We start from the raw sequence: 26547 nt of genomic DNA, 5'->3' as shown, positions 1-26547 counted from the left end.
CTTCGCCATACGCCTAACGGAGGTAAAATGAGGCTAATAATGTAATCCATAATTCATTCCTTCTTATTTTTCTCAAGCATGAATGAATATTGCACGAAGAACAAGACTACCAAGGTAAAGCGCTGCCGTCCCAGAACCAAAAACCTCCGGTTTGAGAAGGCGTTAGCCCTTCAATTACATTAAGCATACGCTCTGCTGTCTGTTCAGCAGTATAAAGCTTACCTTCGGGGATACGCTCTTGAAACGGTTTAGAGAGCTCCGAGTCTGTGGTGCCTGGGTGTATGGAGCTAATAACAAGCTTCTTGTGGGTCCGCTTAAATTCTATCGCAGCTGTTTTGAGAAACATATTTAAAGCAGCTTTTGATGCGCGGTAGCCGTACCAACCACCTAAATGGTTGTCTTCAATGCTGCCCACCTTTGCGCTGAGTTGAGCAAAGAATGCAGGGGAGTCCTTCGCCAAAAGAGGTTTGAGTGCTTGCAACAGCATCATGGGGAAAATGGCATTCACTTCAAAATACCGTGACAGCTGGGTTGCATTGAGGTGCTCTATTCTGCGCTCGGGCATGTTGTCGTTGTCGTGTAACCAACCAATGGTAGAGATGACGCCGTCAAACATGATGCCTTCTGTTTGCCATTGGCCCAAGCGTTCTTCCATAGCTTCTAGGCTATGCGGGGTTAAAAACCATTTAACTCGGTCTTGGTTTAACCCAGAAGGCTGCTTTTGTGCGCTGACCGCATACACCTCTGCGTCTGTGTGGCGCTTGAGTAGTTCTTCCACAAGAGCTTGGCCAATGCCACCACCGGCACCGTAAACTAAATACTTCAACATGATTTAGCTTACGGTAACCGAGCGCTTTTGCTCAAAGTGATTCCACGCTTTCTCGTGGAAAAAGTAGGCAACCGTGTTCACGGCTGGCTCAATTAATGCCACCAGTCCACCTAGAACCCAGTTTCCGGTGAGTAAATAAGTAATTGTGAAGGCAACGCTAAAATGTAGCACTGCGAAAGTCGCTGTTTTTTTCATAACCAAAGCTCCCCACTGCGTGTAGTTATACAACCTTATACGATTACACTTGATAATTAGATTCAATTTAATCGATTAAGATATTCGAGTAACCGTAGAGGCTTTAGGGTTATTTACTCAGCATTTGTTTTTAAATAGAAAGTAACCGGGCCGTCATTCACAATATGAACCTGCATGTCGGCTGCAAATTGGCCGGTGGCTACGGGTACGTCGTGTGCTCTTAGTGCGTCACAAAATACATGGTACAAGCGCTGGGCAGAGGCTGGAGATCCAGCAGAAGAAAAGCTAGGCCGGCGGCCTTTTCGTGTGTCTGCCGCTAAGGTGAATTGAGAAACAACTAACACCTCGCCTTGAATGTCCTTCACGTCTAAATTCATTTTATCTTCGTGATCAGAAAAAATACGGTAACTGGATATTCTGCGCGCCAGCTCAATGGCTTGAGCATCGGTGTCTGTTTTTTCTACTCCAAGGAACACCAAAACACCTTGGCCAATTTGCCCTACCACTTCTTTCTCTACTTCTACGCGCGCCTCTTGGACACGCTGAATTAAGCCAATCATTCAGACTCCTCTGCTGGAATATCGTCGTATCTTTCTGGGTCGAAATAATCTTCAATAGTTGCCGCGAAAACAGCACCGAATAGAATAACGATCCAAGACAAATAAATCCAAACTATCAGAATAGGAATGGTTGCGAGCGCACCATATAAGAGCTCGTAGGAAGGAAAGTGTTTTAAGTATGCCTCGAAGCCATTTTTAGCAAACTCAAATAATATTGCTGCCACTGCTGCGCCCCACCAAGCATGCCGAATACGCACAACTTTATTGGGCACGGTTACATACAAAAGTAAGAACGCTACAAACATAGACAACACGGGCACTAAGCTCAGTAGCCCTGCTCGGAACCCTTGTACATACTCGTCTGCGGTTGCTGCTAACGAGAATAAATAACCGCTTACAGCCACGCTAACGGCAACCAAAACTGGCCCCAAGGTAATTACCATCCAATACACCGCAAGAGAAATAATCATGCGGCGACGTTGGTGCACTCGCCAAATAGAATTTAAGGCACGGTCTATTGCCGAGATCATCAATAATGCGACCAAAAATAGAAAAGACACACCCACGACGGTCATTTGGTTAGCGTTGGCTACAAAGCGATTAAGATAAGCTTCAATAGCTTCGCTACTGGTAGGAATAAGGTTCGACAACAGTGTTTCTTGAATATCTTCTCGAAGGCCGTCGAACATTGGAAAAGCTGCAAAAACCGAAAAGATGACAGCCAACAACGGCACTAACGAGAGTAAAGTAACATAAGTCAGATGACCGGCAGTCACGTTAATGCGTTCGTCACGAAACCGGTTCCAGCAAAACACCAGAAAGTCACCGCTGCGCTTCATTACGTCTAATGCTTGGTCCTGCCAGGTTTCTTTTTCAGAATTGTCTTCCACGCCATGTCCTTGAGTTGAAGCTACTAGGCTATTCACCCTCTCAATATAAGCTAACGCGTGAATTTCTCCAAAACTTCAGCGGGTATAGCCTTTATGGGCACCACGATACCTAACTCAAACGCCTCACCAAAATCTGCGTCTAAAGCCGTTTGCCCCATATAAATGTTGGCACCTAGCCCCATGTAACTTTGCAAGATAGGTGGTACACGTTCGCCCAACGCGTCCAAAGCCTCTTTCAACCGTTGAATACGTTGGTTTGAGCTTTCGGAATCGACTTGCTGGACTGCCTTTGCAACTTCCGAGCGACTAGAAAACTGTAACCCTGATTTTGCTGTGAGTAGTGGTGTGGTTGGTGCGTACCAAGTTTCGCAATAACCAACGATGGTGTTGAGTACGTCTTCGCCTAAGGTTTTATAAAGCGTGACGTTACCGAAGAAGCAAGACATTTGAGGGTATGCTTGAATAAGTGCACCAAGACCCTGCCAAACGGCAAAGAAGCCCAAAGTTTTCTTTTTTGCTTCTGGGTTCACGACCGAGCGACCAAGTTCTATAGCGTTCGGCAACCATTTACTACGAAATTCATCAGAGTAGTCGAATAGCGTCGAAGTTCTTAACCATGCGTCACCGCCTTCTACAGCGTGCTCACCTTTTTGAAAGCGATACAAAGCCACGATTTGAAGATTTACCGGATCCCAAACCACAAGCTGCAAATAACCCAAAGCGCCTGTGTCTAAAGAATCTAAGTCCCGTTCTTCGCCCCTACCTGCGCCAGCTTGGCGAAACACCAGCTCACGAATTCTGCCAATTTCCAACATGATGTTAGGACACTCGTCACCATGAAGCTGATAAATTTCCAAGCCTCGGAAGGCTTTCAAAGGTTCGATTTGATTAAATTCTGAAGCTAATGCTTCAGCAGGTATAGGTTGTGCAATTGGCTTCATGGCGTATTTCCAACTAATGCATAACTTTTCTGTTTTAAGAGTTCCCCAGCAATTCGGCTAGCCACGATTTGACTCAAATCACTCTGACTTAACGGCTTTGCGCAGTGCAAGTGAAATTGTTTACATGCGGGCTTCATGAGTTCGCGCACTAGAAGCAGCATTTCAATATTCATATTTACACCGAAACGCTTTCTTATCGCCGCCAATGTGTCGAACCATTTCGAGTTATGCGCTTTAATATGTAGCGGCACCACAACTCGGTTATGTTTCAATGCGAGTTTGGCCGGTACGCCCGACCATTCGCCATCGTCCAGCTGTCCTTTCCCATCTCGCCGTGCTGTTTTTCCGGACGGGAAAACCATAAGCGGTGCGCCACTCGCGAACACCTCTTGTAGCGGTTGCAGGGCCGCCCGTTTATTGCCAAACACATTGACTGGAGTAATCCATGGTGTCAGATGCGTTATCTGCTTGAGCACATCGTTTGCCGCCACTTTTAGTTCAGGGTAACGCTTGTGTAACGCAGCCATGAGAACAATACCGTCGACGCCACCGGTGGGGTGATTACAGACAAATATCGGTCTTTGCTCAGCTGAAGGCCAGCTCTCGCTATGTACCTTTAGCTCCACGCCTAACTCGTTGAGAGCTGCGTCACAAAACGCTTGCGGTGGCGCATGATCGAATCTAGAGAAAAGTTCATTCAACGGTTTTTCACGCAAAACGCGCTTGATTACCGCTAGGCTTCCTTTCGGCAAAGATGCCAACAAAGCAGGCGCCTTTTCTTCAAATAATGCTTCAAATTGAATACGTGTTTGCCACGGCGCGTTGCCGTGAAACTGAGCGTTAATATACAAGCTGTCTTTTATGTCTAAACGGTATTCCACTTCACCACGTTGCTCATACGTTAGCTGCTCATCAGGGTGCCCATCAAAATAATGCATCACCGTTTGCTTCGGCGTTATTTGAAGCGTTGTGGTACTTACGGTCATGGCATCGTTGCGTTTCATCGCAACACCAAATCCACCGCCTTTGGGTTTAGCAGAACGAAGTAAATGTAAGTGCTCACTTTCGTTGGTCACTTTGGCTAAGGCATCTTTTAAATAGCGGGCGCGAACTTTAGGAATATGCTTAGACTGCCACGCTGAAGTACTTAAATAACCACTGGTCAGGTGCTTCTGGCTAAGCTTGTGGCCATTCCATGTCCAGCACACAGGGTGTTGTGCGCCAGCAAATAGTAGCAAATGAAAAGGCGCATAACGCTTGATGTCTTCCGCGTTTAATTGTTTCTCTGCCGCCAAAAAATTTGTACAACCGGCCAAAGCTTTCACGAGTAATCCGCGGCTACGCGCACCTTCTAACTTATGGAACTCGGCTTCAGCTTCATAATTATTCAAAAGCGCAACAGTTAAGCCAAATTCGTTGGTGGCTATCCAACTTCCTTGACCCTGTGGATCGACAGGCATTAAGAGTCGGCAGTCTGACGCTTCAAAATATTGCGGAGGCAAAGCACGAACCCGAGTTCGGCTCTCGTCTCGGTTCGCGACAATGTACAGGCGGGGTTCAACGGGTTGGTTGTCGGTTTCTTTCTCAGCAACAATTCGCCAAGTTATCGTGCACATGCTTTCCCTTTCGCTTGGATAGGTTGCACCTTCTGATTTGCTTGCGCACGCAATGTGGAAGGGTGAACACCGAAACTCTCTGCAAGCTCATAACCTAACTGAACAGCTTGTTGCTTAATGAGCGCTAAATGATGAGCTGTATGGCTATACAAAAATGCCATTTCACGCCCCACGCTGGACAGCACCTCGACTTGTCCTGCGCACTCTTTTAACTTCAACGGTTTCTTCTCGTTGAGATTAGCGCTATTCATGGTTTTACGAATGGTTGCAAGCCAGTATTTAGCCGCGTCTATATTCTTTTCTGCAGGATGGTTTCTTGTTCTAGCTTCGTAGTTTAACGTGTCTTGGGATGTGTGAAGCTGGCAAGCTTGCAAGAACAGGTCGTAATGATTCAATACATGGCGAACATGGCTGGAAATGGCTGACGCTCCTGAATATGCGTCGGAACGGCTGTAGTCTTGCGGACGAAGTTGGTTGAGCAAAAGCTCTAACCAGTCCAACTGGCGCTTATTTTCTTCTACTAACAACTGTTCCTTTGGCTCGACTAACGCTTCCTTTGCAGACACGTCCTTTAAAGACATAAATAATCTCCCAGCGGAAAACTAAAAACTTATTTATTTTTAGCCTGTTATACCTTCACAATATGACACTTTTAAGAAATACACACCCCTTTGTGACCTATTTATTAACCAATAGTTTAGTTTTTATTTCATTCACTTCGCTGAAACTGCAGTATTTTATTCCGGTAGCCTTCAACTCTGCTCACATTGAACTGCCAGCCTTTTAATTCGGGTACGCCTTCTAAAAACCTTTCTATATCAGTGTTTTCATGTAAGTGCGGTAACCAATTCACCACCAGCCAACCATTATTCGCCACACATGCGGCGCACTTTGCCAGCAGAGGCCGTTGTATTTTGTCGTAGACGTCACAAAGTACTAGATCGAATTTTCTGGCATCGTTTTTTCCTAACCAGTCTGCAGCGTCGGCACACACAATTTGATGTCGGTGATGAGGAATTTGCGGAGCAAAAAAGTCGAGATACAAATCGATAACGTCGATAGAGCGCTCTAATGTGGTCCATTGCATTTGGGGAAAATACTGCTGTGCATGCGCTAATGCAGAGCCTCCGCCCAATCCCATTTCAAGTACCTGCGCGTTCTCTGGTAGCTCGCCTAAAACTTTCAGCAATTGCCTTTGATGTGGAAACAATAATGTAAAAGGTTCTGCTTTATACTGAATAGACTGAACAGCGCCATTTAATACTAAAAGACGATATTCTTGATTCTCTAATACGACTAATCTAACCTCGCTATTCCCTTTGAACGCGACGATGTCTGAAGAGCTAATAATATTTTCTAGGGCTGGTGCGTCTAAATATTGAGTCAATGCAAAGCCTCTTTACGGGAATAACTCCATAGAGACTTAGTGTATGTGTTTGAAACAGGAAGGCAATGAGTAAAACTTCAGTCGTTATACCGCACAGTGAAGAAACGTTTGAACGCTACTACGACTTGCGTTGGCGAGTGCTGCGTAAACCCTTTAAAAGGCCACGCGGTTCTGAAAAAGACGAATACGATCAAGTCGGCGAACACCGCATGCTAGTCAACAGCAAGGGCGAAGCTATCGGTGTAGGGCGCATTCACTTTAATAGCCCAGAAGAAGCGCAAATACGCTTTATGGCGGTAGACCCTAAAGTGCAAGGCGAAGGACACGGTGTAAACCTTATTTACGCGCTCGAGTCTGCTGCGAAAGAACAAGGTGCGGAACGCGTTATTATTAATTCTCGAGAAAATACACTAGGGTTTTACATCCGCTGTGGCTATGAGCTGAAAGAAGAAGCGGATACGGTAAAAAATCCACAAGCTGAACACCAGTTAGTGAAGGCGTTGGACAAACCCGACTACATCGTTTATCGACCTACATGGTGCGAAGACCTGCAAAACGTATGGCACAAAGAAATACCGATTACCGAAGCTATGGGTATTCGTATTTATCAATATACCGGTAGAACATTCGAACTTCGCGCACCACTAGCACGCAACATTAACGTGCACCAAACCATGTTTGCAGGCAGCATATATACCCTCGCAACGCTTGCCGGTTGGGGCATGATTCAGCTGCACATGCAGGAAGAAAATATTGAGGGCGGTATCGTGCTTGCCGACGCCAATATCGAATACAAAATGCCTGTCGAGAGTGAACCCCGTGCGATATCGACCATGAGCGACATGGAAGGCGACTTCACGGCCTTGCAGCAAGGCAAAAATGCTCATTTAACACTGACGGTAGCCGTGTATGACGGCGACGACTTTGCCGCCATGTTTACCGGACACTATGTGGTTAAGGCTAAAAGATAGAAATAAAAAAGCGACCTAACCCAACCGGTTAGGTCGCTTTACTGCTAAGACTTAAAACTAAGAACTTAAAGCTTAATTTCACACAATGGTGAAAGATCGCCACTGCGAATTAGGCTTGTAATTGCTTTAATATCCGGTGAAAAGTAGCGATCTTCGTCATAAAACCCTACTTTTTCTCGAACTTTAGCGAACGCTGCTTCTATCGTAATAGAGCTTTTCAACGGACGTCTAAACTCTAATCCTTGAGCCGTACCAAGTAATTCTACTGCAACAATAGCCGCAGTATTTTCGGCAATATCTTCTAAGCGACGCGCAGCAAATGTAGCCATAGACACATGATCTTCTTGGTTCGCTGAAGTCGGCAAACTGTCTACCGAAGCTGGGTGCGCAAGCGTTTTGTTTTCAGACGCAAGTGCAGCTGCAGTAACCTGAGCCAACATAAATCCAGAGTTCACACCGCCGTTTTCAACTAGGAAAGGAGGTAGGTTACTCAAGTTTTTATCGACCAGCAGTGCAATACGGCGCTCTGAAAGTGCACCAATTTCACTGCACGCTACAGCCAAGGCGTCTGCCACAAGCGCAACCGGTTCTGCGTGGAAGTTACCACCCGAAAGAATATCTTGGTCTTCACTAAACACTAATGGATTGTCGGTTACGCCATTAGCTTCGCGTTCTAAAATAGTTGCCGCGTAACGAATTTGGTCCCAAACAGCTCCCATGACTTGCGGTTGGCAACGCAGTGAATAAGGGTCTTGTACCTTGTCACAGTTTTCATGTGACTGACCTACTTCACTGGTTTCAGCAAGAATACGACGAAGTTCCGCCGCTACGTCTTGCTGGCCTAATTGACCACGTACACCATGAATACGCGCATCAAATGGAGTTCTAGAACCAAGCGCAGCTTCTACCGCCATACCACCAGCCAACAAGCCCGCGCGGAATACGTCTTCAATCGCAAATAGGCCGTGCAAAGCCAAAGCCGTTGAAGCTTGCGTACCATTCAACAATGCCAAGCCTTCTTTTGGTGCAAGCGTCATAGCTTCAAGACCAATAAGCGGCAACACCTCTGAAGAAGGCTTTACTTCGCCTTGATAGCGAATTTCACCTTCGCCTAAAAGCGGTAACACCATGTGTGCTAGTGGCGCTAAGTCACCACAAGCACCCACAGAGCCCTTTTCCGGCACGCAAGGGTAGGCTTCTTTTTCTAACATCGTCAGAAGGAATTCCATCACCTGCGGGCGAATACCCGAAAAGCCGCGTGCTAATGAGTTAATCTTCAAGACCATCATTAAGCGCACGACAGAGTCTGCCATGAGCTCACCTACGCCAGCAGCATGAGACAATACGATACGGCGTTGCAAGTCGGCTAATTGATCAGGCTGAATGCGTGTGTTCGCAAGCAAACCAAAACCGGTGTTAATACCATACACCACACGACCTTGCGAAAGTACGTCTGCAACAGTTTGCGCCGACTTCTCAATATCTTGCCAAGCTTCGTCTGCGAGCTCTAAAGCAACCGGGTTACGGCTAACAAAGTGAAGGTCTTCTAAGGTTAAATGACCTGGTTTTAAAGCAATCTTTTTCATCATAAAACTCCTACTTCTGACCGCCCGTAATCATAGGTAAGTCAAGGTCGCATTCTTTCGCGGTGTCTTTTGCAATGTCGTAACCCGCGTCTGCGTGGCGCATTACACCCGTGCCTGGATCGTTCCACAATACACGGCGTAAACGTTGCTCTGCTTCGTCTGTACCGTCGGCAACAATAACTACGCCTGAATGTTGCGAATAGCCCATTCCAACACCACCGCCGTGATGCAAGCTTACCCATGTAGCACCGCCCGCCGTATTCAATAGAGCGTTCAATAACGGCCAGTCTGAAACTGCGTCAGAACCGTCCATCATAGACTCTGTTTCACGGTTAGGACTTGCAACAGAGCCAGAGTCGAGGTGATCACGACCAATCACAATTGGTGCTTTCAGTTCACCGTTGCGAACCATTTCATTGAACGCCAAACCTAAGCGCGCACGGTCTTTCAAACCCACCCAACAAATACGTGAGGGTAGTCCTTGGAACGCTATACGCTCTTTCGCCATATCTAGCCAGTTGTGCAAATGCGCATCGTCGGGCATAAGTTCTTTTACTTTCTGGTCTGTTTTATAAATATCTTCCGGGTCTCCAGAAAGCGCTACCCAACGGAATGGGCCAATACCTTGGCAAAATAGTGGGCGAATGTACGCAGGTACAAAGCCGGGGAAGTCGAATGCGTCGCTCACACCAACGTCTTTCGCCATTTGGCGGATGTTGTTGCCGTAATCTAGTGTTGCCGCGCCACGCTCTTGCAGCTTAAGCATCGCTTTCACCTGCACAGCCATGCTTTCTTTCGCCGCTTTCACTACCGCAGCTTCGTCTTGTTCACGACGCTCTGCAGCCTGAGCCATAGTCCAACCTTGTGGCAGGTAACCATTTAAAGGATCGTGAGCACTAGTTTGGTCGGTCACTACGTCTGGAGTAACGCCACGTTTAACTAGCTCGTCGTATACGTCGGCTGCGTTTGCGAGTAATCCCACAGACACCGGCTTACCTTCTTTATTAGCTTGTTCAATACGTGCGAGCGCACTATCTAAATCAGTCGCTTTTTCGTCTACGTAGCGAGTGCGAATACGGAAGTCGATTCGGCTTTCGTCTACTTCACATGCCAACATACTGAAACCAGCCATGGTTGCCGCAAGTGGCTGCGCGCCACCCATTCCACCAAGACCGCCAGTAAGTACCCACTTACCGCTAGCGTCGCCATTAAAGTGCTGGCGAGCAACCGCTCCGAATGTTTCGTAGGTGCCTTGCACAATGCCTTGCGAACCAATGTAAATCCATGAACCGGCGGTCATTTGCCCGTACATCATCAAACCTTTGCGGTCGAGCTTGTTAAAGTGCTCCCAGTTCGCCCACTGCGGTACTAAATTTGAATTAGCAATAAGTACACGGGGTGCGTCTTTGTGCGTAGGAAATACGCCAACAGGCTTGCCGCTTTGAACTAGCAAGGTTTGGTCGTCTTCTAAACGGTCCAGTACTTCAACGATACGGTCGTAACATTCCCAGTTACGCGCCGCACGGCCAATTCCACCGTACACCACTAGACCTTGCGGGTGCTCCGCAACTTCTTCGTCTAGGTTATTCATCAGCATGCGTTTCGCAGCTTCGGTTTGCCAGCTTTTCGCAGTGCGTTCGCTACCGCGCGCTGCACGAATTTTGCGCGAGGTATCTAGGCGCGTCGATTTCATGCTATTTACTCCTCTACCTTTTTTCTGGGGGCGCGGAAGGTCATATGTCCACCGAGCCGGAATCTTGAACCTGGGTGCGTTAACGTGGCTTGACTTACAACTCCGTCTCGACACCAGGTACGTCTATGAATTTGTAGGCATGGCTCCGGCTCATTAAGCTGCAACCACTTCATTAATTGTTGGTCTGGCGCCATCGCTTCAATTTGATGGCTCGCCTCTGTCAGCGGTGTGACTTCGCACAAGTATTCGTGCGGTGTATGCTCGCTAAAGTCTTGGTCGCCGTAGTCGGGTACTAATCTAGGATTCACATAACGGTCTTCCACCTGTACCGGCTGACCGTTTTCATAGTGAACAATCACCGAATGCCATACGTCTGAGTCGATAGGCACATGCAAGAAGGTGGCAAGCGCTGGATAAGCCGGCACTTTCTCCATTTTCACTACCCGAGCAGAGTGCTGGTGCTGACGCATGCGTATTTCGTCGGCGATATTTCGAATCGTTAACAACGCAGACTGCGATTTCAACGGCGCAACAAAAGTGCCAGACCCTCGAGTACGCGTGACCAGACCTTCGTCGCATAACTCTTGTAAAGCTCTGCGCGCGGTCATACGACTCACGTGGAATTGATTCGCCAGGGCATTTTCAGAACTCACCGAGTGGTATTCAGGCCACTCGCCGCTCTCTATTTTCTGGTAAATATGCTCTTTAATGCTTTCGTACTTGGTCATCCTGAAGTCCCCCGCTTCATTCCAACCCAATCCATTGTTTGGTGTGCTATACTGTTGTATATACAATAGCAAAGAAATTCTTTTTTGTCAGCTTCGGAGTCTTTATGCCAACCTTGATAGAGAACGTTACTGTTGCCACTATGCAGTCTTCTGATAACAACCCTCTAGGCGTTATAGAGCATGGTGCGCTAGTTTTTTCACAAGGTGAAATAGAGTGGGTTGGGCCACAGTCGCAGCTACCCGACAACTATAAAAACTTGTCTAATCGCATTGATGGTGAAGGCCAGCTGCTTACACCCGGACTTATCGACTGCCACACTCACTTAGTATGGGGTGGAAACCGTGCCAACGAATTCAAACAACGTTTACATGGAGCCACCTACGCAGAAATAGCAGCTGCTGGGGGCGGCATTAAATCCACCGTAAAAGCCACACGCGAAGCAAGTGAAGAGCAACTTTTCGAAGACGCTTTGCTGCGCGCGGAAGCTCTTATTGAGCAGGGCGTAACCACTATCGAAATTAAATCTGGGTATGGCTTAAACCTAGAAGACGAATTGAAGCAGCTTCGTGTGGCAAGACGTTTAGGTAAAACCTTACCCGCTCGAGTTGTCACCACATTATTAGCCGCGCACGCGCTACCTCCCGAATATAGCGACCGCGCCGACGACTATATCGACCATGTGTGTAACGTTATTATTCCTGCGGCGGTAGAAGCTGACTTAGCTGACGCTGTAGACGTATTCTGCGAAACAGTGGGCTTCACGCGCCAACAGTCTGAACGCGTATTTGAGGCCGCAAAAGCCCATGGCTTACCGGTGAAAATTCACGCCGAACAGCTAAGCGACCAAGATGGTGCAGCACTCATGGCAAGCTTTAACGGTTTGTCTGCAGATCATTTAGAGTATCTTTCTCAACAAGGTATCGAGCAAATGGCTAAAGCAGGCAGTGTTGCTGTACTACTTCCAGGTGCTTTTTATTTCTTGCGTGAAACAAAGTTACCACCTATTGAAGCATTGCGAGAAGCTGGTGTGCCCATTGCTATCGCCACCGACGCAAACCCGGGGTCTTCACCTATTGTGAACCTGCCATTGATGATGCACTTCGCATGTACATTATTTCAGCTGACTCCTGAAGAAGCGTGGTTAGGTGTGACCAAACATGCAGCAAAGGCTTTGGGGCAAAGCGACGTTGGGGTGTTGGCCAAAGGATACAAAGCCGACATGGCATTATGGAATATGGAAGCGCCAGAAATGATCTGTTACGAGTTTGGTGTTCAGCGTCTAACGCAAAGGTTCGCTAGCTCTTCTTCCTCGGCCGCGTAGCCAAGCAATCAGAAGTTCACTTAACAACTGACCCGCGTGTTGCATTCCTGCATCTATACCTGCGGGGTGACAACTCGGTGCAGCTTCCGCCAAGTGAAGATATTTGGCTTCAGGTAACGACGCTAAATCAGACACAAAGCTATATGCTTGAGCCACGGATACGCCGGTAGTGTTGTATGCACTCGCCGGCGCAAACTGAATAGCGTCGACATCAACTTCAACACCTAGCGGTGCTTGCCATGCTATCGCCTTGGCCGTTACGTCGCGCATCGCGTCAGTGAATTGCATATCGTATAAATGATGAATGCTGTGATAGCGAAAACCTGCGTCTGCAAGATTTTTTAATGTAGTTGCCGAGTTTTTGCCCTCATGCAACGACATGACGTGGTAATAACCTAATGCTCCTTCGGTGTAAGCGTAACTAAAACCATTTCCGCTATGTCGTCCTTCTCTCGGACGAAAATCGGAATGAGGGTCTAGGTTAATTGCGCCGACTGGAACGCCTACAGCTTGGTGTAATGAGGTTAGCAACGGATAAGCGTTATTATGACCACCACCGACTAGCACCACTTCAAAGCCAGCGTTGAATAGCGGAGCCACCACGTGCTGCACTCTTGTGTCTAATAAAGCAACAAGCTCACGCAGTCTAAGTAGTTCATGGGGCTTACTGACATCGAGTTGTTCCGCCTCCAACATAAGGTCGGTAGTGTCTACATTACCCACTAGAAGCAAGTCTTGTAGTGGCAATGCATGCGTTGACTGCAAGTTGAGAAAGCTTTTCAAAAAAGCATTCCAACCGTCTTGCGCACCACCGTTACCTAAGTTTGCCCGAGGCCCAATACACTCTGGAACTCCTAAAATAGCAACACGCTGGCCAGCACTATACGCACTGGCTAACGCCGCCGAATAAGACTCTGCTTTCGGTAATAAAGGAACCGCTTGGCCAACCTTAGTTTCGTTATCTCTCGGCTTAACCCATTCCTGCGGGTCTACAGCCTGCACAAACTCGTACATCGGTTTATTCGATATCTAATGGCTCAGGAGACAAAATAACGCCTGTGTTGTCGGCGTAAATGTGGTCGTCAGGTAAGAAGGTTACGCCGCCAAAGTTCACGGGGATGTCAGACTCGCCCACACCCTCCGAGCCAGCGCCAACTGGAATTGAAGCAATGGCTTGGATACCAATTTCAATGTCTTCAATCGCGTCGACGTCGCGCACACAACCGTAACAAATTATGCCTTCCCAGTCGTTTTCTAAGGCTAACTCAGCCACATTAATATCGATTAATGCGCGTCGCATGGAGCCGCCACCGTCTACAAGCAACACTTTTCCTGTACCTTCTTGCGCAAGTACGGTTTCGATGACGCCTTTGTCTTCATGACACTTCACCGTGACAATTTGACCACCAAACGAACTTAATCCGCCGTAGTTAACGAACATTGGCTCAACCACGTCTACGAGGTCAGCGTATAAGTCACATAATTCAGAGGTGTTATATTCCATGGGAAGCTCCTGAAAGGGAAAGTTTCTGCGCACAGTATAACCATGAAAACGCGCATTTACACCGCTTAGGTTGATTTTATCCGGTAAAACTCGTTAAATCGTGTAATGAGTTCTTTACCTTACCGCAAAGCTTAATTCTTCTATGGCGATTTCTACCACATTAATTGCAAGCTCAAGTTATGCCGGACAAGCTTTACTTATGTTCGGTTTTGCCGTGCTATTGCTGTTTTATTATCGCCAATATAAGCGCAGTTACCTCCGGTTTTGGTCGTATGCAACGTTCTACTATTCATTAGGCTGTGCAGCTAATTTCATACGCTTAGTAGGTTTTGACTTCGACTGGTTTTCAGACAACACCTTATTCTATTTAAAGCATTTTCACATTAGCGCATTTTATGTAGCACTTGCTTCGTTAGTTATAGGCGCGGTCGATATTATTCGAAATAAGCTACCCCGTAAGAAAGTGCGCTGGCTCATATACGCGATTAGTATTGTAGGTGGCGTTGCACCGATTTTCTTTACTGAGCCTGCGTCAGGTCTTGAAGTTGTTTCTTACGGCGACGATGCGATGTTCTTGATCACAGGCCTCGCCCTGTTACTCGCAGGGATTATCATTTGGCTAGTCACCAAAGCGGGGCTAGGACCAAAACTTATCGCCTTCTCGTTCATAGTGCATGGGCTTAAGAACTTGGGCGTATTAGGTGCTCTGTTGTTTCTTAGCCTTAATGGCCTAAATGAAGTCGTGTGGGCATTACAAGGCTACTTCAACATGGTTTCTGTCGTGGTTGTGGTGCTGGGTATTACCATTTGGCTGCTCGACAGTGAAAGACACCATGCGCTCAGCGCCATTCAACAAGCCGACTTTCTCGGTAGGCACGACGCACTTACGCAGCTTCCTAACCGCGAAGAGCTCATGACCAAGCTCCCACTATTCATCGATTCGTGTAGAGCAAGCGACCGACAGCTGTCGATTGTGATGATCGGTGCAGACCGTTTTAAGGCCATTAATGACACGTTAGGTATGAAGGGCGGCGACAGAGTTCTTGTTGAAATTAGTGACCGCTTGAAAGCTTTGCCTTACCGTCAAATTTTCCAAGCCAGAATTAGTGGCGACGTGTTTGTTATTGTATTTGATCACCTCAAACGCTTGTCATTACTGCAGGAACTAGGACAAAACATACATGACCGTCTGCAAGACACTATGCACATAGATGGCCGCGAGCTTTCTGTTTCTTGCAGTGTGGGAGTTTCTCGATATCCTCAGCACGGCAGCCGTGCAGAAACATTAGTCAGTAAAGCAAACATAGCACTGGCGAATGCAAAGCTTTCTAGCAACCCGTCCGTGATGGTTTATCAACGCGGAATGGACGAGCATTACATAAGGCTTGCAGACATCGAGCCGGAATTACGCCGCGCATTTGCACAAGACGAGTTTTTCATTCAATTACAGCCCATTTTTAGTGGCCGTAGACAAGCTTTAACCTGCTTTGAAGCCCTAGTACGTTGGCAACATCCTATCCGTGGCTTATTAGGACCAGGCGAATTCCTGCCATTTATCGAGCAGCTCGGCATGATTTCAGATTTGGACGACTGGGTTCTAGCTCGCTGCGCAAAACTTATTTATGAATGGCGAAAAGCTGGCGAAAGAACCGTACCCATTGCCGTAAACTTGGGTGCTCGTCAGTTCCAAAACAACCGACTCACTTCCCACATTCAGAAACTTTTCCAGCAATACGAACTGAAAGCAACAGACTTAGAGCTAGAAATCACAGAAAGTGTCGCTGTTTCAGACATGACCACAGGTTTGAACGTATTAAGTGAACTCAGAGAGATGGGCATTCGCATTTCTATCGACGACTTCGGCACTGGTTACTCGTCGTTGTCTTATTTGCGCAGACTTCCGTTTGACCGAATTAAAATAGACCGTAGCTTTGTTCATGAAATGCTAGAAGGCGACTCTAACCTCACGATTGTAAGAACTCTAGTTCAACTCAGTCATGGCTTGCGCAAAACCGTCATTGCCGAAGGTGTAGAAACCCACGAACAGCTCGCCACTTTACTTGACCTGGGTTGTGACTCGGCTCAAGGCTATTTGCTCTCGCCACCGGTGAACACTTCAGAGGCACGAGAAATTCTTAAAAAGCATTGGAAAACCTGGGGCGAAGTGAATTTCAGCCTAATTAGCGAGAAATAAAAAAGCGGGCAAGTTTCCATGCCCGCTCTACATTTCAAATACTTCCTGATTTAAACGACCTACAGGATGAATCGACTTAAGTCTTCGTCATCTGCAAGCTCATTCAAGTACTTATTCACATAAGCTTGGTCTACAGAAATATGGTCACCTTCACGCTCTGAAGCTTCGAACGAAATCTCTTCCATCAAACGCTCCAATACCGTGTGCAAGCGTCGTGCACCAATATTTTCGGTGCGCTCGTTCACTTGCCAAGCTATTTCAGCAATACGACGAATGCCGTCTTGCGTGAACTCGATGTCTACGCCTTCGGTTTTCATTAGCGCACGGTACTGTTCGGTTAATGAAGCATTCGGCTCAGTTAAAATGCTGACAAAGTCGTCTGTGGTTAACGCTTTTAAGTTCACCCGAATCGGTAAGCGACCCTGTAGTTCTGGAATTAGGTCAGACGGCTTGCTCATTTGGAACGCGCCAGACGCAATAAACAGAATATGGTCGGTGCGAACCATACCGTGCTTCGTGCTTACGGTTGTTCCTTCAACTAGAGGAAGCAAATCACGTTGCACGCCTTCACGGGAAACGTCTGGACCTCCGCTAGAGTCTGAACGCTTACAGATCTTGTCTACTTCGTCTAGGAACACGATGCCATTTTGCTCTACTGCAGCTACTGCCTTTTCCTTAATTTCTTCAGGGTTAAGCATTTTCGCAGCTTCTTCTTCAACCAATTCTTTAAACGCGTCCTTAATCTTCATTTTGCGTTTCTTGGTTTTGCCACCCGACATGTTCTGGAACATGTTCTGCAACTGAGAAGTCATTTCTTCCATGCCCGGAGGAGCCATAATTTCTACACCCATTTGGGTCATAGAAACTTCAATCTCAATTTCTTTGTCGTCTAACTTGCCTTCGCGCAATTTCTTACGAAAAGCTTGTCGTGTTTGGCTAGAGTCTTCGCTGTTTGAGTCGTCTTCATCGTCGCTCGGCCAACCTTTCTTAGCTGGAGGTAACAGTACGTCCAGAATACGGTCTTCTGCAGCGTCTTCGGCGCGGTGTCTAACGCGAGCCATTTCTGTTTCTCGCATCAGTTTCACTGCGGTGTCGGTTAAGTCGCGAATTATGGAGTCTACTTCCTTACCCACATAACCGACTTCCGTGAATTTTGTGGCTTCAATTTTAATGAATGGCGCGTTCGCTAGTTTCGCTAAACGGCGGGCTATTTCAGTTTTACCTACACCCGTTGGACCAATCATTAATATATTTTTCGGTGTAACTTCTTGGCGCAACTCTTCGTTCAGCTGCATACGACGCCAGCGATTACGCAAAGCTACAGAAACGGCGCGTTTTGCTTCGTCTTGACCAATAATGTGGCGATTAAGTTCGTCGACAATTTCGCGCGGTGTCATGTTAGACATAATTACTCCTTAGAAGGTACTGCATCCAACACTTCAATGGTTTGGAATCGGTTTGTATACACACAAATATCGCCGGCGATACTCAGGCTTTTTTCCACAATTTCTGGCGCTGCAATTTCCGTGTTTTCGAGAAGTGCACGTGCAGCGGCTTGCGCATAGGGTCCGCCAGAACCGATGGCAATTAAGTCGTCCTCTGGCTGCACGACGTCGCCGTTACCGGTAATAATGAGTGAAGTTGTTTTGTCTGCCACCGCCAACAACGCCTCTAGCTTTCGTAAGGCTCGGTCGGTTCTCCAGTCTTTGGCTAACTCAACTGCGGCTTTGGTTAGATGACCTTGATGCTGTTCTAGTTTCGCTTCAAATCGTTCAAATAGTGTAAAAGCGTCTGCAGTTCCACCTGCAAACCCTGCTAAAACTTGGTCTTTGTACAAGCGGCGAACTTTACGCGCATTGCCCTTCATTACCGTGTTGCCTAGAGAAACTTGTCCGTCACCACCAATGGCAACTTTATCTCCTCGGCGCACCGATACGATCGTGGTCATAAATCTCTACTCCTAATATGGGCGTTTTGAGGTATAGAAGTTGAGATAGGGGCGGGGGAGCTAAAATTCAATAGCTCAATCGAATGTCCAGTTCCAGATCTGGCAACCATGCATACCACCGCGTTGTAATTGGTGGTTTGTGCTTTGTGCCGCACGTTGGTTTTCAAATGGCCCAAGCACGACTCGGTGCCATAAGCCAGAAGTTCCCTCGGTGGCACGAATTTGAGCTTCTAAGCCGATAAATGCAATTTGCGCTCTCATCGCTTCAGCATCACTTTCTGAACGGAATGAGCCACATTGAATCACCCGTGGGTGCGACTCTGCACGCTCAGGAACATCAACTTCTACTTCCTTGTTCTCTAGCTCGTCGATGTATTGCCATTGTTCTTGTGGCGGCTCAGGAAGCGGCTCTTCATTCACTTGCGCAGCACCAGGTTGACTTTGCACTGCTTGCTCGGTGTTTTTAGACTTCAACCAAACCAGCAAAGCCACGAATGCTACTAGGATAATAATGGCCATAATTACGCGCGGCAAAGGAGAACCACCGCTATGGTTCTTCTTTGCTCCTGCTCGAGGCTTCGCTGCTACCGACTTCTTACGTTTCGGGGGAGGTTTGCGCTTCGGGGCTTTCTTCTTCGCGTAATCTACAGCCAAAGTAATTTACATCCGTTCTAAGGTTTCGATGCCAAGCAATTCAAGGCCTTTTTCCAGCGTGCGTTGCGTAAGTGCAGCAAGCTTCAAACGGCTTTGTTTTAATGCTTCATCCTCGGCATTTAGAATTGGGCATGCCTCGTAGAACGACGAGAATGCGCCCGCCAATTCGAATAAGTAACCACATAAAAAGTGCGGCATACCTTTTTGTCCTACAGACTGAATAGTTTCAGCGAAACGGACTAATACATTCGCCAGTGCTTCGTCTTGCTCGGTTGGCAGCTGAATTTCGCCCTGCAACGAGTCCATGGTTACACCCGCTTTTTGGAAGACACTCTTCACTCGTGTGTTCGCGTAAAGTAAGTAAGGCGCCGTGTTCCCTTCGAAACTCAACATGGTGTCCCAGTCGAACATGTAGTCACTAGTTCTGTTCTTAGAAAGGTCTGCGTATTTAACAGAGGCGATGCCCACAACACGTGCAACGTCGTAACGCTCTGCCGCAGAAAGGTCATTGTCTTTCTCGCTAATTAGCTCCAGGGCACGACGTTCAGCTTCGTTGAGCAAGTCTGCAAGTTTGGTTACACCACCGTCACGGCTCTTATATGGGCGACCATCTTTACCTAGCACCATACCGAAACCAAGGTGCTCAAGTTTAACCGCGTCACTTGCGTAACCGGCTTTTCTTGAAACTGTGAAAATTTGCTCAAAGTGCAACGACTGACGCGCGTCTACTACGTAAATTGCGCGGTCTGCGTGAAGCTCACCCACACGGTAGCGAACTGCGGCTAAGTCGGTAGTTGCGTACAAATAGCCGCCATCTTTCTTCTGCACAATAACAGGAAGTGGCTCGCCGTCTTTACCTTTAAATTCGTCCAAGAACACGCATTTCGCGCCTTCGTCTTCTACCAACAAACCTTTTTCAGTAAGGTCAGCAACCACTGGTGCAAGGTCGTCGTTATATGCACTTTCGGCCATTACATCAGCTTGGCTAAGCTTTACGCCTAAACGGTCATAGACTTCTTGGCAGTGTGACAATGAAATATGAATGAATTCTTGCCATAGCTCTTGGCATTGTGGGTCGCCAGACTGAAGCTTTACTACTAAATTACGCGCACGAGTAGCGAAGCCTTCTTCTTCGTCAAAGCGCTTTTTCGCTGCTTTATAGAAAGTTTCTAGGTCTGCAAGCTGAAGGCGAGCTTCGGCTTGGTCTTGCATCTCGTCTTCCATGTGCGCTAGCAGCATACCGAATTGCGTACCCCAGTCGCCCACATGGTTCTGGCGAACAACCTTATGGCCTTGTAACTCAAGTACACGCGCAACAGCGTCGCCAATAATGGTAGAGCGCAAATGCCCTACGTGCATTTCTTTCGCAAGGTTCGGCGAAGAGTAATCAATAACAACCGTGTCGCCTTGCTCCGCAACGTCAACACCTAGGTTGCTGTCTTGCCAAGCGTTTTCTAGCTGACCAATAAGTTGAGCACGGTCTAACGTGAAATTAATAAAGCCTGGGCCTGCAATGTCACACTTAGAAAGAAGGTTATTCTCTGGAATCGCCGCCACAATAGCTTCAGCCAATGCTCTTGGGTTCTGTTTCGCCGGTTTTGCTAGCATCAAGGCTAGGTTTGTTGCGAAATCGCCATGGCTTTTGTCGCGTGGACGGTCTAGCTGAATACGTGGCTCCACATCTGCAGGTAGAGTTTCATTCGATTTCAGATGCGCAAGCGCCTGCGCGAGAAGGGATTCAATTTGTTCTTTCATGGCGCCAGCCAAACCTCAGTTGTATATTCATTCAAAATGGTCGCTTAGTTTAATCGTTCAGCGACATAAAAAAAAGGCGCGACTCAAGCAAAATCTTGTGGATCAATGTCGAGCGACCACCTTGCTTTACGTGTTTCGGGTAACTTTTCGAGTATGGGCAACACTTCACGTAAACATTTATGCAGTGGAGCCCTTTGTTGTGCATATAAAATCAGTTGAAAGCGATAGCGCCCTGCTCTTCGACCTAACGGCGCAGAAATAGGCCCCATTGCAGTCACTTCACCGTAAGCCTCGAAAACTGGCAGCATTGCTTTCAGCAAGCTTTCTGCCGCCTGTATCGACGTTGCTTCTGAGCGTAGTAACGCCATTGCTGAATAAGGCGGAAGCAACGCTATTTCTCGTTCTTCAAGCGCCGCTTGGGCAAAGTCTCGGTAACCGTTATTCACTAACTCCTGCACCAATGGGTGCTCGGGGTGATGGGTTTGTAACAGTACCGTTCCCTTTTTCTCAGCACGGCCAGCTCGGCCCGCAACCTGCACAAATAATTGTGCTAACCGTTCGGGCGCACGAAAATCGGAGCTATATAGTGCGCCATCTACGTCGAGAAGCGCCACTAAAGTTACGTCTGGAAAATGGTGCCCTTTTGCCAACATTTGTGTTCCCAGCAAAATAGGGTACTCACCTTTCGTTGCGGCTTGTAACGCTGTTTCGAGCTGACCCTTTTTACGGGTGCTGTCGCGGTCTATGCGCAGCACGGGATAACCGGGGAAGTGCTTCTGTAAAGCTTCCTCTAGCTGTTCGGTGCCTAATCCTTGGGAAATGAGTTGGGTACTACCGCATTGCCCGCACTGCCGTGGTACTCGACGCTGCGAGCCACAATGGTGGCACTGTAAGCTATGGGATTGCTGGTGTAAGGTCATGTTCGACTCACATCGATTACAGTCACTTACCCAGCCACATTCATGGCAAAGTAAAGAGCTGGCGTAACCTCTGCGGTTAATAAACAACAGCACTTGATTACCCGCCTGTAGGTGTCGAGCCATGAGAGTCATGGTTTGCTCGGCAAGGCCTTGGCTCATACGCTGTTGTTTCAAGTCGATAATTTCATGCTGCGCAGCTTGAGCTGAACCTGCGCGCTGCGTAAGTTGATGCAAGCTATATCGCTCAGCTTTCACATTCGCCAAGCTTTCTAAAGATGGCGTAGCAGAGCCCAAGATTAGAGAAAACTTCTCTTGGTGGGCTCTTTTCACCGCTAAATCTCTGGCGTTGTAACGAAACCCGTCTTGCTGTTTAAACGAGGCGTCGTGTTCTTCGTCAATAATCATTAAGCCAATGTTTTTACACGGTGTGAATATTGCGGAGCGAGTGCCAATAATAATGGCTGCCTTACCGTCTTTCGCCTGCAACCAAGACTGGAGGCGCTCGGTGTCGGTAAGTTGTGAATGCAAAACCACAATTGGCACGTCGAAACGTTTAGCAAAGCGTTTGATGGTTTGTGGCGTTAAGCCAATTTCAGGTACTAAAACCAACACTTGTTCACCACGTTTTAGTACCGGCTCCATGGCTTGCAGGTAAACCTCAGTTTTACCACTTCCGGTTACACCTTCAAGCAACCAAACCTTTGGCTCATGCTTTTCAATAGCAGATGCCATGGCAGCTACCACAACCGCTTGCTCAGCATTAAGGCGTAATGGGTCGTTTGCACCTTTACATTCCCATTCCTGGGGTGTTTCGGAACGCGTTGTAGCTTCTATCCAGTTTTTGTCGATCAGTGTTTTAACCGTTGCAGCAGGTACTTCTATCGCGCGCACGCCTGCGGCAGAAACCGGCCCTTTCTGCAGTGCGGCAAGTAATTTTTGCTGCTGTGGCGCACGGCCTAAGTCGTTAAGAATAACTTCCGAACCCTCTTCCGTGAGCGCATACAAAGTCGTTGTTTCGTACTTCGGCATTTTGCCTTGCCGAACTAGAGCGGGAGCCGCGTGCTGAAGCACGTCGCCTAATGGATGATGATAGTAGTGCGCAGCCCATTGCAGCATGTCCCACATCGATTTGGGCCACAACGGCTCACTATCAATAACCTCTTCTACTTGTTTAATCTGTTCAACAGGAAAGCTTGTTTCACTACCCACCGCTAACACAAACCCAATGAGCTTGCGACGACCAAACGGCACAAAAACACGCCCTCCGACCGGAGGTTCTGGTAAGTTTGCAGGCAGCAAGTAGTCAAATACCTGCCGTAAAGGAACCGGCAAAGCCACAGAAACAAAGCGATTATTAGCAGGAGGCGCGGTCATTTCACCCAATTAAAGTAAAGCGAATGTATGTCCTTATGCTAGCGACTTACGCGCAAGAAAGGAATCATAAACCGCTTCATGATCGCCTTGATCCTACCTATGAGGTGAGGTAAAATCCGCGCTCGCTTTATGAGCGATACTAAAATTAGCTAGAAATGGTGACGAGTCTTGTGTTCTGCCTATCTACAGAACGTATAGCAGGATGAGCACCCAATATATTGAAACAACGTATGGTGTTCGCGGAGAGCGCGGATGGCGATGCGGCCTTAAATGAGGTTACCCATGAAACAAGGTATTCACCCTAAGTACGAAGCAATCAATGTAACTTGCTCGTGCGGAAACAAATTTGAAACTCGCTCTACGCGTTGTGAAGACCTTCACATCGACGTATGTTCTGAGTGTCACCCGTTCTACACTGGTAAGCAGAAAGTATTGGATACTGGTGGACGTGTTGACCGCTTCAAGAAGCGTTTCGGCGCTCTTAAGAGCAAGTAAGTTTAACTTTACTTGTTCCATAAAAAACGCCGCTTTCGCGGCGTTTTTTGTATCTACAGTTTAAGTTTCAACTTAACTCTTCTGTAATGAAACAGCCCATGCGAAGGTTTCGTCTTCAACATTGAAGCTTTCATAATCGCCTTCCGCGCCAGACTTTTTCGCAGCCGTGATCAATTTCTTCACTTGGCTTTCAGTCTTCGCAGACTCAAGCATGTCTTTCAAACGGAATTGATGTCCCAACAACAAGTCGTAATGACCTGAAAGCTCGCGACCCGCTTGTTTTGCTTTCTCAGCAGAGTCAGCAGCACCCATCAGAGTAAACACGCGACGCAAAATGTCCGTCACCCAAACGTCTTGCTCTTCTTTTTTGAATTTCTCGCGAATTTGCTCAGCAATCCATTCAGTCGTTTTACCTGTCGCTTGCGCTTCTTGCGTGCTTTCAAATTGCTGCTTGTCCATTTGAGTTAAGCCTTGAGAAGCAAAACGCAGGAACAAGTCGGCTTGGATAAATAGCGGAGTTTTACCCACGATATAATCGATAACTTCAACACCAGTTTCGGTAGACTTATGAACATTCGATTTCTTGTGATGCGCCAACATAGCAAGGCGGCCAGAAGGTTTTAATACACGCAGCGCTTCAGCTAATGCTTCCTTCTCGTCTGCATATTCAAACGCAAACTGACTCACAATAAGGTCGACTGAGTTGTCGTCGAAAGGCATTTTAGTCATGCTGGTTTCGCCGTGGAACTGAACGCCATCGAAACGACCTTTAAATTCTGGAACAGCTTTTTCTAATTCCTGAGGGAATACTTCTGCTGCATCAACACCATGAATTGTCCAGTTAGTTTTCTTTTCTTTCTTCAGGTCATTCAACAATACTGCAAGCGCGCCGTTCCCGGTTCCTACGTCTACAATTACTGCGTCTTTCGGTAAATCTTTTGCAATATTTTCCCAGTATGCCTTTACTTCGTCTGCGTAGCCTTGCGAAGACTTACCTTCTGCGAAACTACTTAACGATCTACTGGCTTTCCAAAATTGAGTCCAATGTTTCATGGTTTACTTCCGAGTGTCTAAAATAATGAAATACCCGCCGGTCTTTTACGCGCCAGCTTGGGCAACAACAAAGGCTCACAATACCCGCCTCTGCGCTTTCTAGCAAGTCAGAATGCGGGTTCTGTAAGGTTGAATTTACAACTAGATTGGTAAGATGTGTTTTTTCGGCTAAACACATTACACTTGCGTTTCTATACTGAACAACTACTTTGAATAGTCTAAGTTTTTCTAACTTATTGTCTGCTAAGGATCTCTAACAGCATGAGCGATACGTCGAATACCGACCCAAAAGCTGCTTTTCGCCAACAAGCTCTCGATTACCATGAATTTCCAACTCCAGGAAAAATTAGCGTAGAAATTTCAACGCCCGCAGATTCGGTTAAAGATCTGGCACTTGCATACAGTCCTGGCGTTGCCGAGCCGGTGCGAGCTATTGCGGCAGACCCAGAAGACGCTTACCGGTACACCGCTAAAGGCAACTTAGTTGCGGTCATCAGTAATGGTACTGCTATTCTCGGGCTAGGTAACTTAGGCCCCCTTGCGTCAAAGCCGGTCATGGAAGGTAAGGCACTGCTATTTAAACGCTTTGCTAATCTTGATGCTATCGACATTGAAGTTACACACCGCACCACTCAAGACTTTATTAATACTGTAGCTTCGATTGCCAATACCTTTGGTGGCATTAATTTAGAAGACATTAAAGCACCAGAGTGTTTTGAAATAGAGCAGGCACTGATTGAGCGCTGCGACGTTCCAGTATTTCACGACGACCAACATGGAACGGCTATTGTTACCGCTGCGGGCTTGCTAAATGCACTCGAGATTCGCAACAAGAAAATAGAACAAGCACAAATCGTGTGTATGGGCGCGGGAGCTGCTGCCATTGCTTGCATGGAATTACTTATTAAGTGTGGCGCGCAACGCGAGCACATTTATATGCTCGACTCGAAAGGCGTTATTCATACTCGCCGTTCAGACCTAAACGAATACAAGCAATTATTTGCCAATAACACCGACAAACGTACCTTGCAGGAAGTTATAAACGGTGCAGACGTATTTGTAGGCGTGTCGGGGCCTGACCTGCTATCGGCTGAAGACCTTAAGCTGATGGCAGACAACCCTGTGGTTTTTGCCTGTTCAAATCCAGACCCAGAGATACAACCTGAATTGGCGCATGAAGCTCGTTCAGACGTAATTGTAGCTACCGGTCGCTCGGATTACCCGAACCAGGTGAATAATGTTCTATGCTTCCCGTTTATTTTCCGCGGTGCGCTAGATGTAAGAGCTACGTCCATTAATGACGAAATGAAAGTGGCGGCAGTAGAAGCCATTCGGAGTTTAGCGAAGGAAGAAGTTCCTGCTGCGGTATTGAAGTCTGCACAAGTAGACAGCCTCTCTTTCGGTCCTGATTATATTATTCCTAAGCCAATGGACCCAAGACTGTGTCAACGCGTTGCCCGAGCGGTAGCAAAAGCAGCAGTAGAGTCGGGCGTGGCTAGAATCGACATACCCGAAAACTACATGCTAGATAATTAGTCTTCGTCGTCCGAAGATTGCTCAGGGATTTCATTTGGCCCCACGTGAACGCCCTGGGCTTCTAATATTTCACGCACCTGCTGTGGAATTTTATACGGGTTTTCTTTCTTCAAGTCTTCGTCGGTAGGTAATGGCTGGCCTGTAAAGGCGTGTAAAAACGCTTCACATAATAATTCACTATTTGTAGCATGGCGTAAGTTACTGACTTGACGACGTGTGCGCTCGTCGGTGAGCACTTTCAGTACATTCAAAGGAATGGAAACCGTCACTTTTTTCACTTGCTCGCTTTTTTTACCATGCTCTGCATAGGGATAAATGTAATCGCCGTTCCATTTCATTGCTTGAAAACCTTTCGTTATAAGTTATGACAAAACGAATTATGCCCTAATTAAATTT

25 protein-coding genes are annotated in these 26547 nt (G+C 47.3%); 5 read left to right on the top strand and 20 right to left on the bottom strand.

The genetic code is table 11. The features are described from left to right. Positions 1-106 precede the first annotated feature (106 nt). The 8 genes from EYQ95_RS09850 to EYQ95_RS09815 all read right to left on the bottom strand — a co-directional run bounded on the left by EYQ95_RS09850 (position 107) and on the right by EYQ95_RS09815 (position 6418). Positions 107-829 carry an SDR family NAD(P)-dependent oxidoreductase gene (locus EYQ95_RS09850; protein ID WP_207916337.1) on the bottom strand — a complete coding sequence of 241 codons (723 nt, stop codon included), beginning with the start codon at positions 827-829 and terminating at the stop codon, positions 107-109. A gap of 3 nt (positions 830-832) precedes the next feature. Further along, on the bottom strand, positions 833-1024 hold the full coding sequence (locus EYQ95_RS09845; RefSeq protein WP_111915909.1) for a DUF2061 domain-containing protein: 192 nt from the start codon (positions 1022-1024) through the stop codon (positions 833-835). A gap of 113 nt (positions 1025-1137) precedes the next feature. Then, a complete protein-coding gene (gene dtd / locus EYQ95_RS09840) occupies positions 1138-1584 on the bottom strand; it encodes a D-aminoacyl-tRNA deacylase (protein WP_111915910.1) in 447 nt (148 codons plus the stop codon). Then, positions 1581-2474, bottom strand: coding sequence for a virulence factor BrkB family protein (locus EYQ95_RS09835; protein ID WP_207916334.1), 894 nt, complete (start codon positions 2472-2474; stop codon positions 1581-1583). The genes dtd and EYQ95_RS09835 overlap by 4 nt, the downstream gene beginning before the upstream one ends. Before the next feature lie 50 nt (positions 2475-2524). Continuing rightward, on the bottom strand, positions 2525-3415 hold the full coding sequence (locus EYQ95_RS09830; protein WP_111915911.1) for a GNAT family N-acetyltransferase: 891 nt from the start codon (positions 3413-3415) through the stop codon (positions 2525-2527). Next, positions 3412-5031 (bottom strand): NRDE family protein, encoded by a 1620-nt coding sequence (locus tag EYQ95_RS09825; RefSeq protein WP_111915912.1) that lies wholly within the window; start codon positions 5029-5031, stop codon positions 3412-3414. Before EYQ95_RS09825 ends, EYQ95_RS09830 begins: the two co-directional genes overlap by 4 nt. Further along, positions 5019-5612: a hypothetical protein gene (locus EYQ95_RS09820; protein WP_111915913.1), complete on the bottom strand. Its 594-nt coding sequence runs from the start codon at positions 5610-5612 to the stop codon at positions 5019-5021. The genes EYQ95_RS09825 and EYQ95_RS09820 overlap by 13 nt, the downstream gene beginning before the upstream one ends. Positions 5613-5740: 128 nt before the next feature. Further along, positions 5741-6418 carry a spermidine synthase gene (locus EYQ95_RS09815; protein WP_111915914.1) on the bottom strand — a complete coding sequence of 226 codons (678 nt, stop codon included), beginning with the start codon at positions 6416-6418 and terminating at the stop codon, positions 5741-5743. Between the two features lie 65 nt (positions 6419-6483). On the opposite strand from EYQ95_RS09815, the gene EYQ95_RS09810 reads away from it, so the two are divergent. Then, positions 6484-7389 carry a bifunctional GNAT family N-acetyltransferase/hotdog fold thioesterase gene (locus EYQ95_RS09810; protein WP_111915915.1) on the top strand — a complete coding sequence of 302 codons (906 nt, stop codon included), beginning with the start codon at positions 6484-6486 and terminating at the stop codon, positions 7387-7389. 65 nt (positions 7390-7454) lie between these two features. Here the strand turns inward: EYQ95_RS09810 and hutH are convergent, their stop codons facing one another. Genes hutH through hutC form a run of 3 tightly spaced genes read right to left on the bottom strand, consistent with a single transcriptional unit; the run spans position 7455 to position 11396 of the window. Beyond that, a complete protein-coding gene (gene hutH / locus EYQ95_RS09805) occupies positions 7455-8978 on the bottom strand; it encodes a histidine ammonia-lyase (protein WP_111915916.1) in 1524 nt (507 codons plus the stop codon). A 7-nt stretch (positions 8979-8985) separates the two neighbouring features. Continuing rightward, the gene (gene hutU / locus EYQ95_RS09800) at positions 8986-10668 is read right to left on the bottom strand and encodes a urocanate hydratase (RefSeq protein ID WP_111915917.1); all 1683 of its coding nucleotides are present in this window, start codon (positions 10666-10668) and stop codon (positions 8986-8988) included. A gap of 5 nt (positions 10669-10673) precedes the next feature. After that, positions 10674-11396: a histidine utilization repressor gene (gene hutC / locus EYQ95_RS09795; RefSeq protein ID WP_111915918.1), complete on the bottom strand. Its 723-nt coding sequence runs from the start codon at positions 11394-11396 to the stop codon at positions 10674-10676. 104 nt (positions 11397-11500) lie between these two features. Between hutC and hutI the strand changes: the two genes are divergently transcribed. Next, positions 11501-12718, top strand: coding sequence for an imidazolonepropionase (hutI, locus tag EYQ95_RS09790; RefSeq protein WP_111915919.1), 1218 nt, complete (start codon positions 11501-11503; stop codon positions 12716-12718). Here the strand turns inward: hutI and EYQ95_RS09785 are convergent. Continuing rightward, positions 12677-13732: an arginase family protein gene (locus EYQ95_RS09785; RefSeq protein WP_111915920.1), complete on the bottom strand. Its 1056-nt coding sequence runs from the start codon at positions 13730-13732 to the stop codon at positions 12677-12679. The two genes, hutI and EYQ95_RS09785, sit on opposite strands and share 42 nt — an antisense overlap. Before the next feature lie 4 nt (positions 13733-13736). Next, entirely contained in the window at positions 13737-14222 is a 486-nt protein-coding gene (rraA, locus tag EYQ95_RS09780; protein WP_111915921.1) for a ribonuclease E activity regulator RraA, read from the bottom strand. A gap of 142 nt (positions 14223-14364) precedes the next feature. Here rraA and EYQ95_RS09775 point away from each other — a divergent pair, with 142 nt between their 5' ends. Then, complete coding sequence (locus EYQ95_RS09775) at positions 14365-16416, top strand: bifunctional diguanylate cyclase/phosphodiesterase (protein WP_111915922.1); 2052 nt, start codon at positions 14365-14367, stop codon at positions 16414-16416. 59 nt (positions 16417-16475) lie between these two features. Here the strand turns inward: EYQ95_RS09775 and hslU are convergent, their stop codons facing one another. From hslU to priA, 5 genes are all read right to left on the bottom strand, one after another. Then, positions 16476-17822, bottom strand: coding sequence for an HslU--HslV peptidase ATPase subunit (gene hslU, locus EYQ95_RS09770; protein WP_111915923.1), 1347 nt, complete (start codon positions 17820-17822; stop codon positions 16476-16478). 2 nt (positions 17823-17824) lie between these two features. Next, positions 17825-18364: an ATP-dependent protease subunit HslV gene (gene hslV, locus EYQ95_RS09765; RefSeq protein WP_111915924.1), complete on the bottom strand. Its 540-nt coding sequence runs from the start codon at positions 18362-18364 to the stop codon at positions 17825-17827. 75 nt (positions 18365-18439) lie between these two features. After that, entirely contained in the window at positions 18440-18883 is a 444-nt protein-coding gene (locus tag EYQ95_RS09760; protein ID WP_207916332.1) for an SPOR domain-containing protein, read from the bottom strand. Positions 18884-19024: 141 nt separating this feature from the next. After that, the gene (argS, locus tag EYQ95_RS09755; protein ID WP_111915926.1) at positions 19025-20773 is read right to left on the bottom strand and encodes an arginine--tRNA ligase; all 1749 of its coding nucleotides are present in this window, start codon (positions 20771-20773) and stop codon (positions 19025-19027) included. Positions 20774-20856: 83 nt separating this feature from the next. Beyond that, positions 20857-23067, bottom strand: coding sequence for a primosomal protein N' (priA, locus tag EYQ95_RS09750; RefSeq protein ID WP_111915927.1), 2211 nt, complete (start codon positions 23065-23067; stop codon positions 20857-20859). 282 nt (positions 23068-23349) lie between these two features. On the opposite strand from priA, the gene rpmE reads away from it, so the two are divergent. Next, positions 23350-23562, top strand: coding sequence for a 50S ribosomal protein L31 (gene rpmE, locus EYQ95_RS09745; protein WP_111915928.1), 213 nt, complete (start codon positions 23350-23352; stop codon positions 23560-23562). A 72-nt stretch (positions 23563-23634) separates the two neighbouring features. Here rpmE and EYQ95_RS09740 read toward each other — a convergent pair whose 3' ends face one another. Further along, the gene (locus tag EYQ95_RS09740; protein WP_111915929.1) at positions 23635-24615 is read right to left on the bottom strand and encodes a class I SAM-dependent methyltransferase; all 981 of its coding nucleotides are present in this window, start codon (positions 24613-24615) and stop codon (positions 23635-23637) included. Positions 24616-24876: 261 nt separating this feature from the next. On the opposite strand from EYQ95_RS09740, the gene EYQ95_RS09735 reads away from it, so the two are divergent. Further along, positions 24877-26151: a malic enzyme-like NAD(P)-binding protein gene (locus tag EYQ95_RS09735; RefSeq protein ID WP_111915930.1), complete on the top strand. Its 1275-nt coding sequence runs from the start codon at positions 24877-24879 to the stop codon at positions 26149-26151. On the opposite strand, the gene metJ is transcribed toward EYQ95_RS09735, so the two are convergent. Beyond that, positions 26148-26489: a met regulon transcriptional regulator MetJ gene (metJ, locus tag EYQ95_RS09730; protein ID WP_111915931.1), complete on the bottom strand. Its 342-nt coding sequence runs from the start codon at positions 26487-26489 to the stop codon at positions 26148-26150. The genes EYQ95_RS09735 and metJ overlap by 4 nt on opposite strands. Positions 26490-26547 lie beyond the last annotated feature (58 nt).

The sequence above is a fragment of the Lysobacter sp. N42 genome (assembly GCF_004344885.1).
Note: the sequence above shows the minus strand (reverse complement) of the source record. Positions and strands in the feature narration are given on the sequence as shown.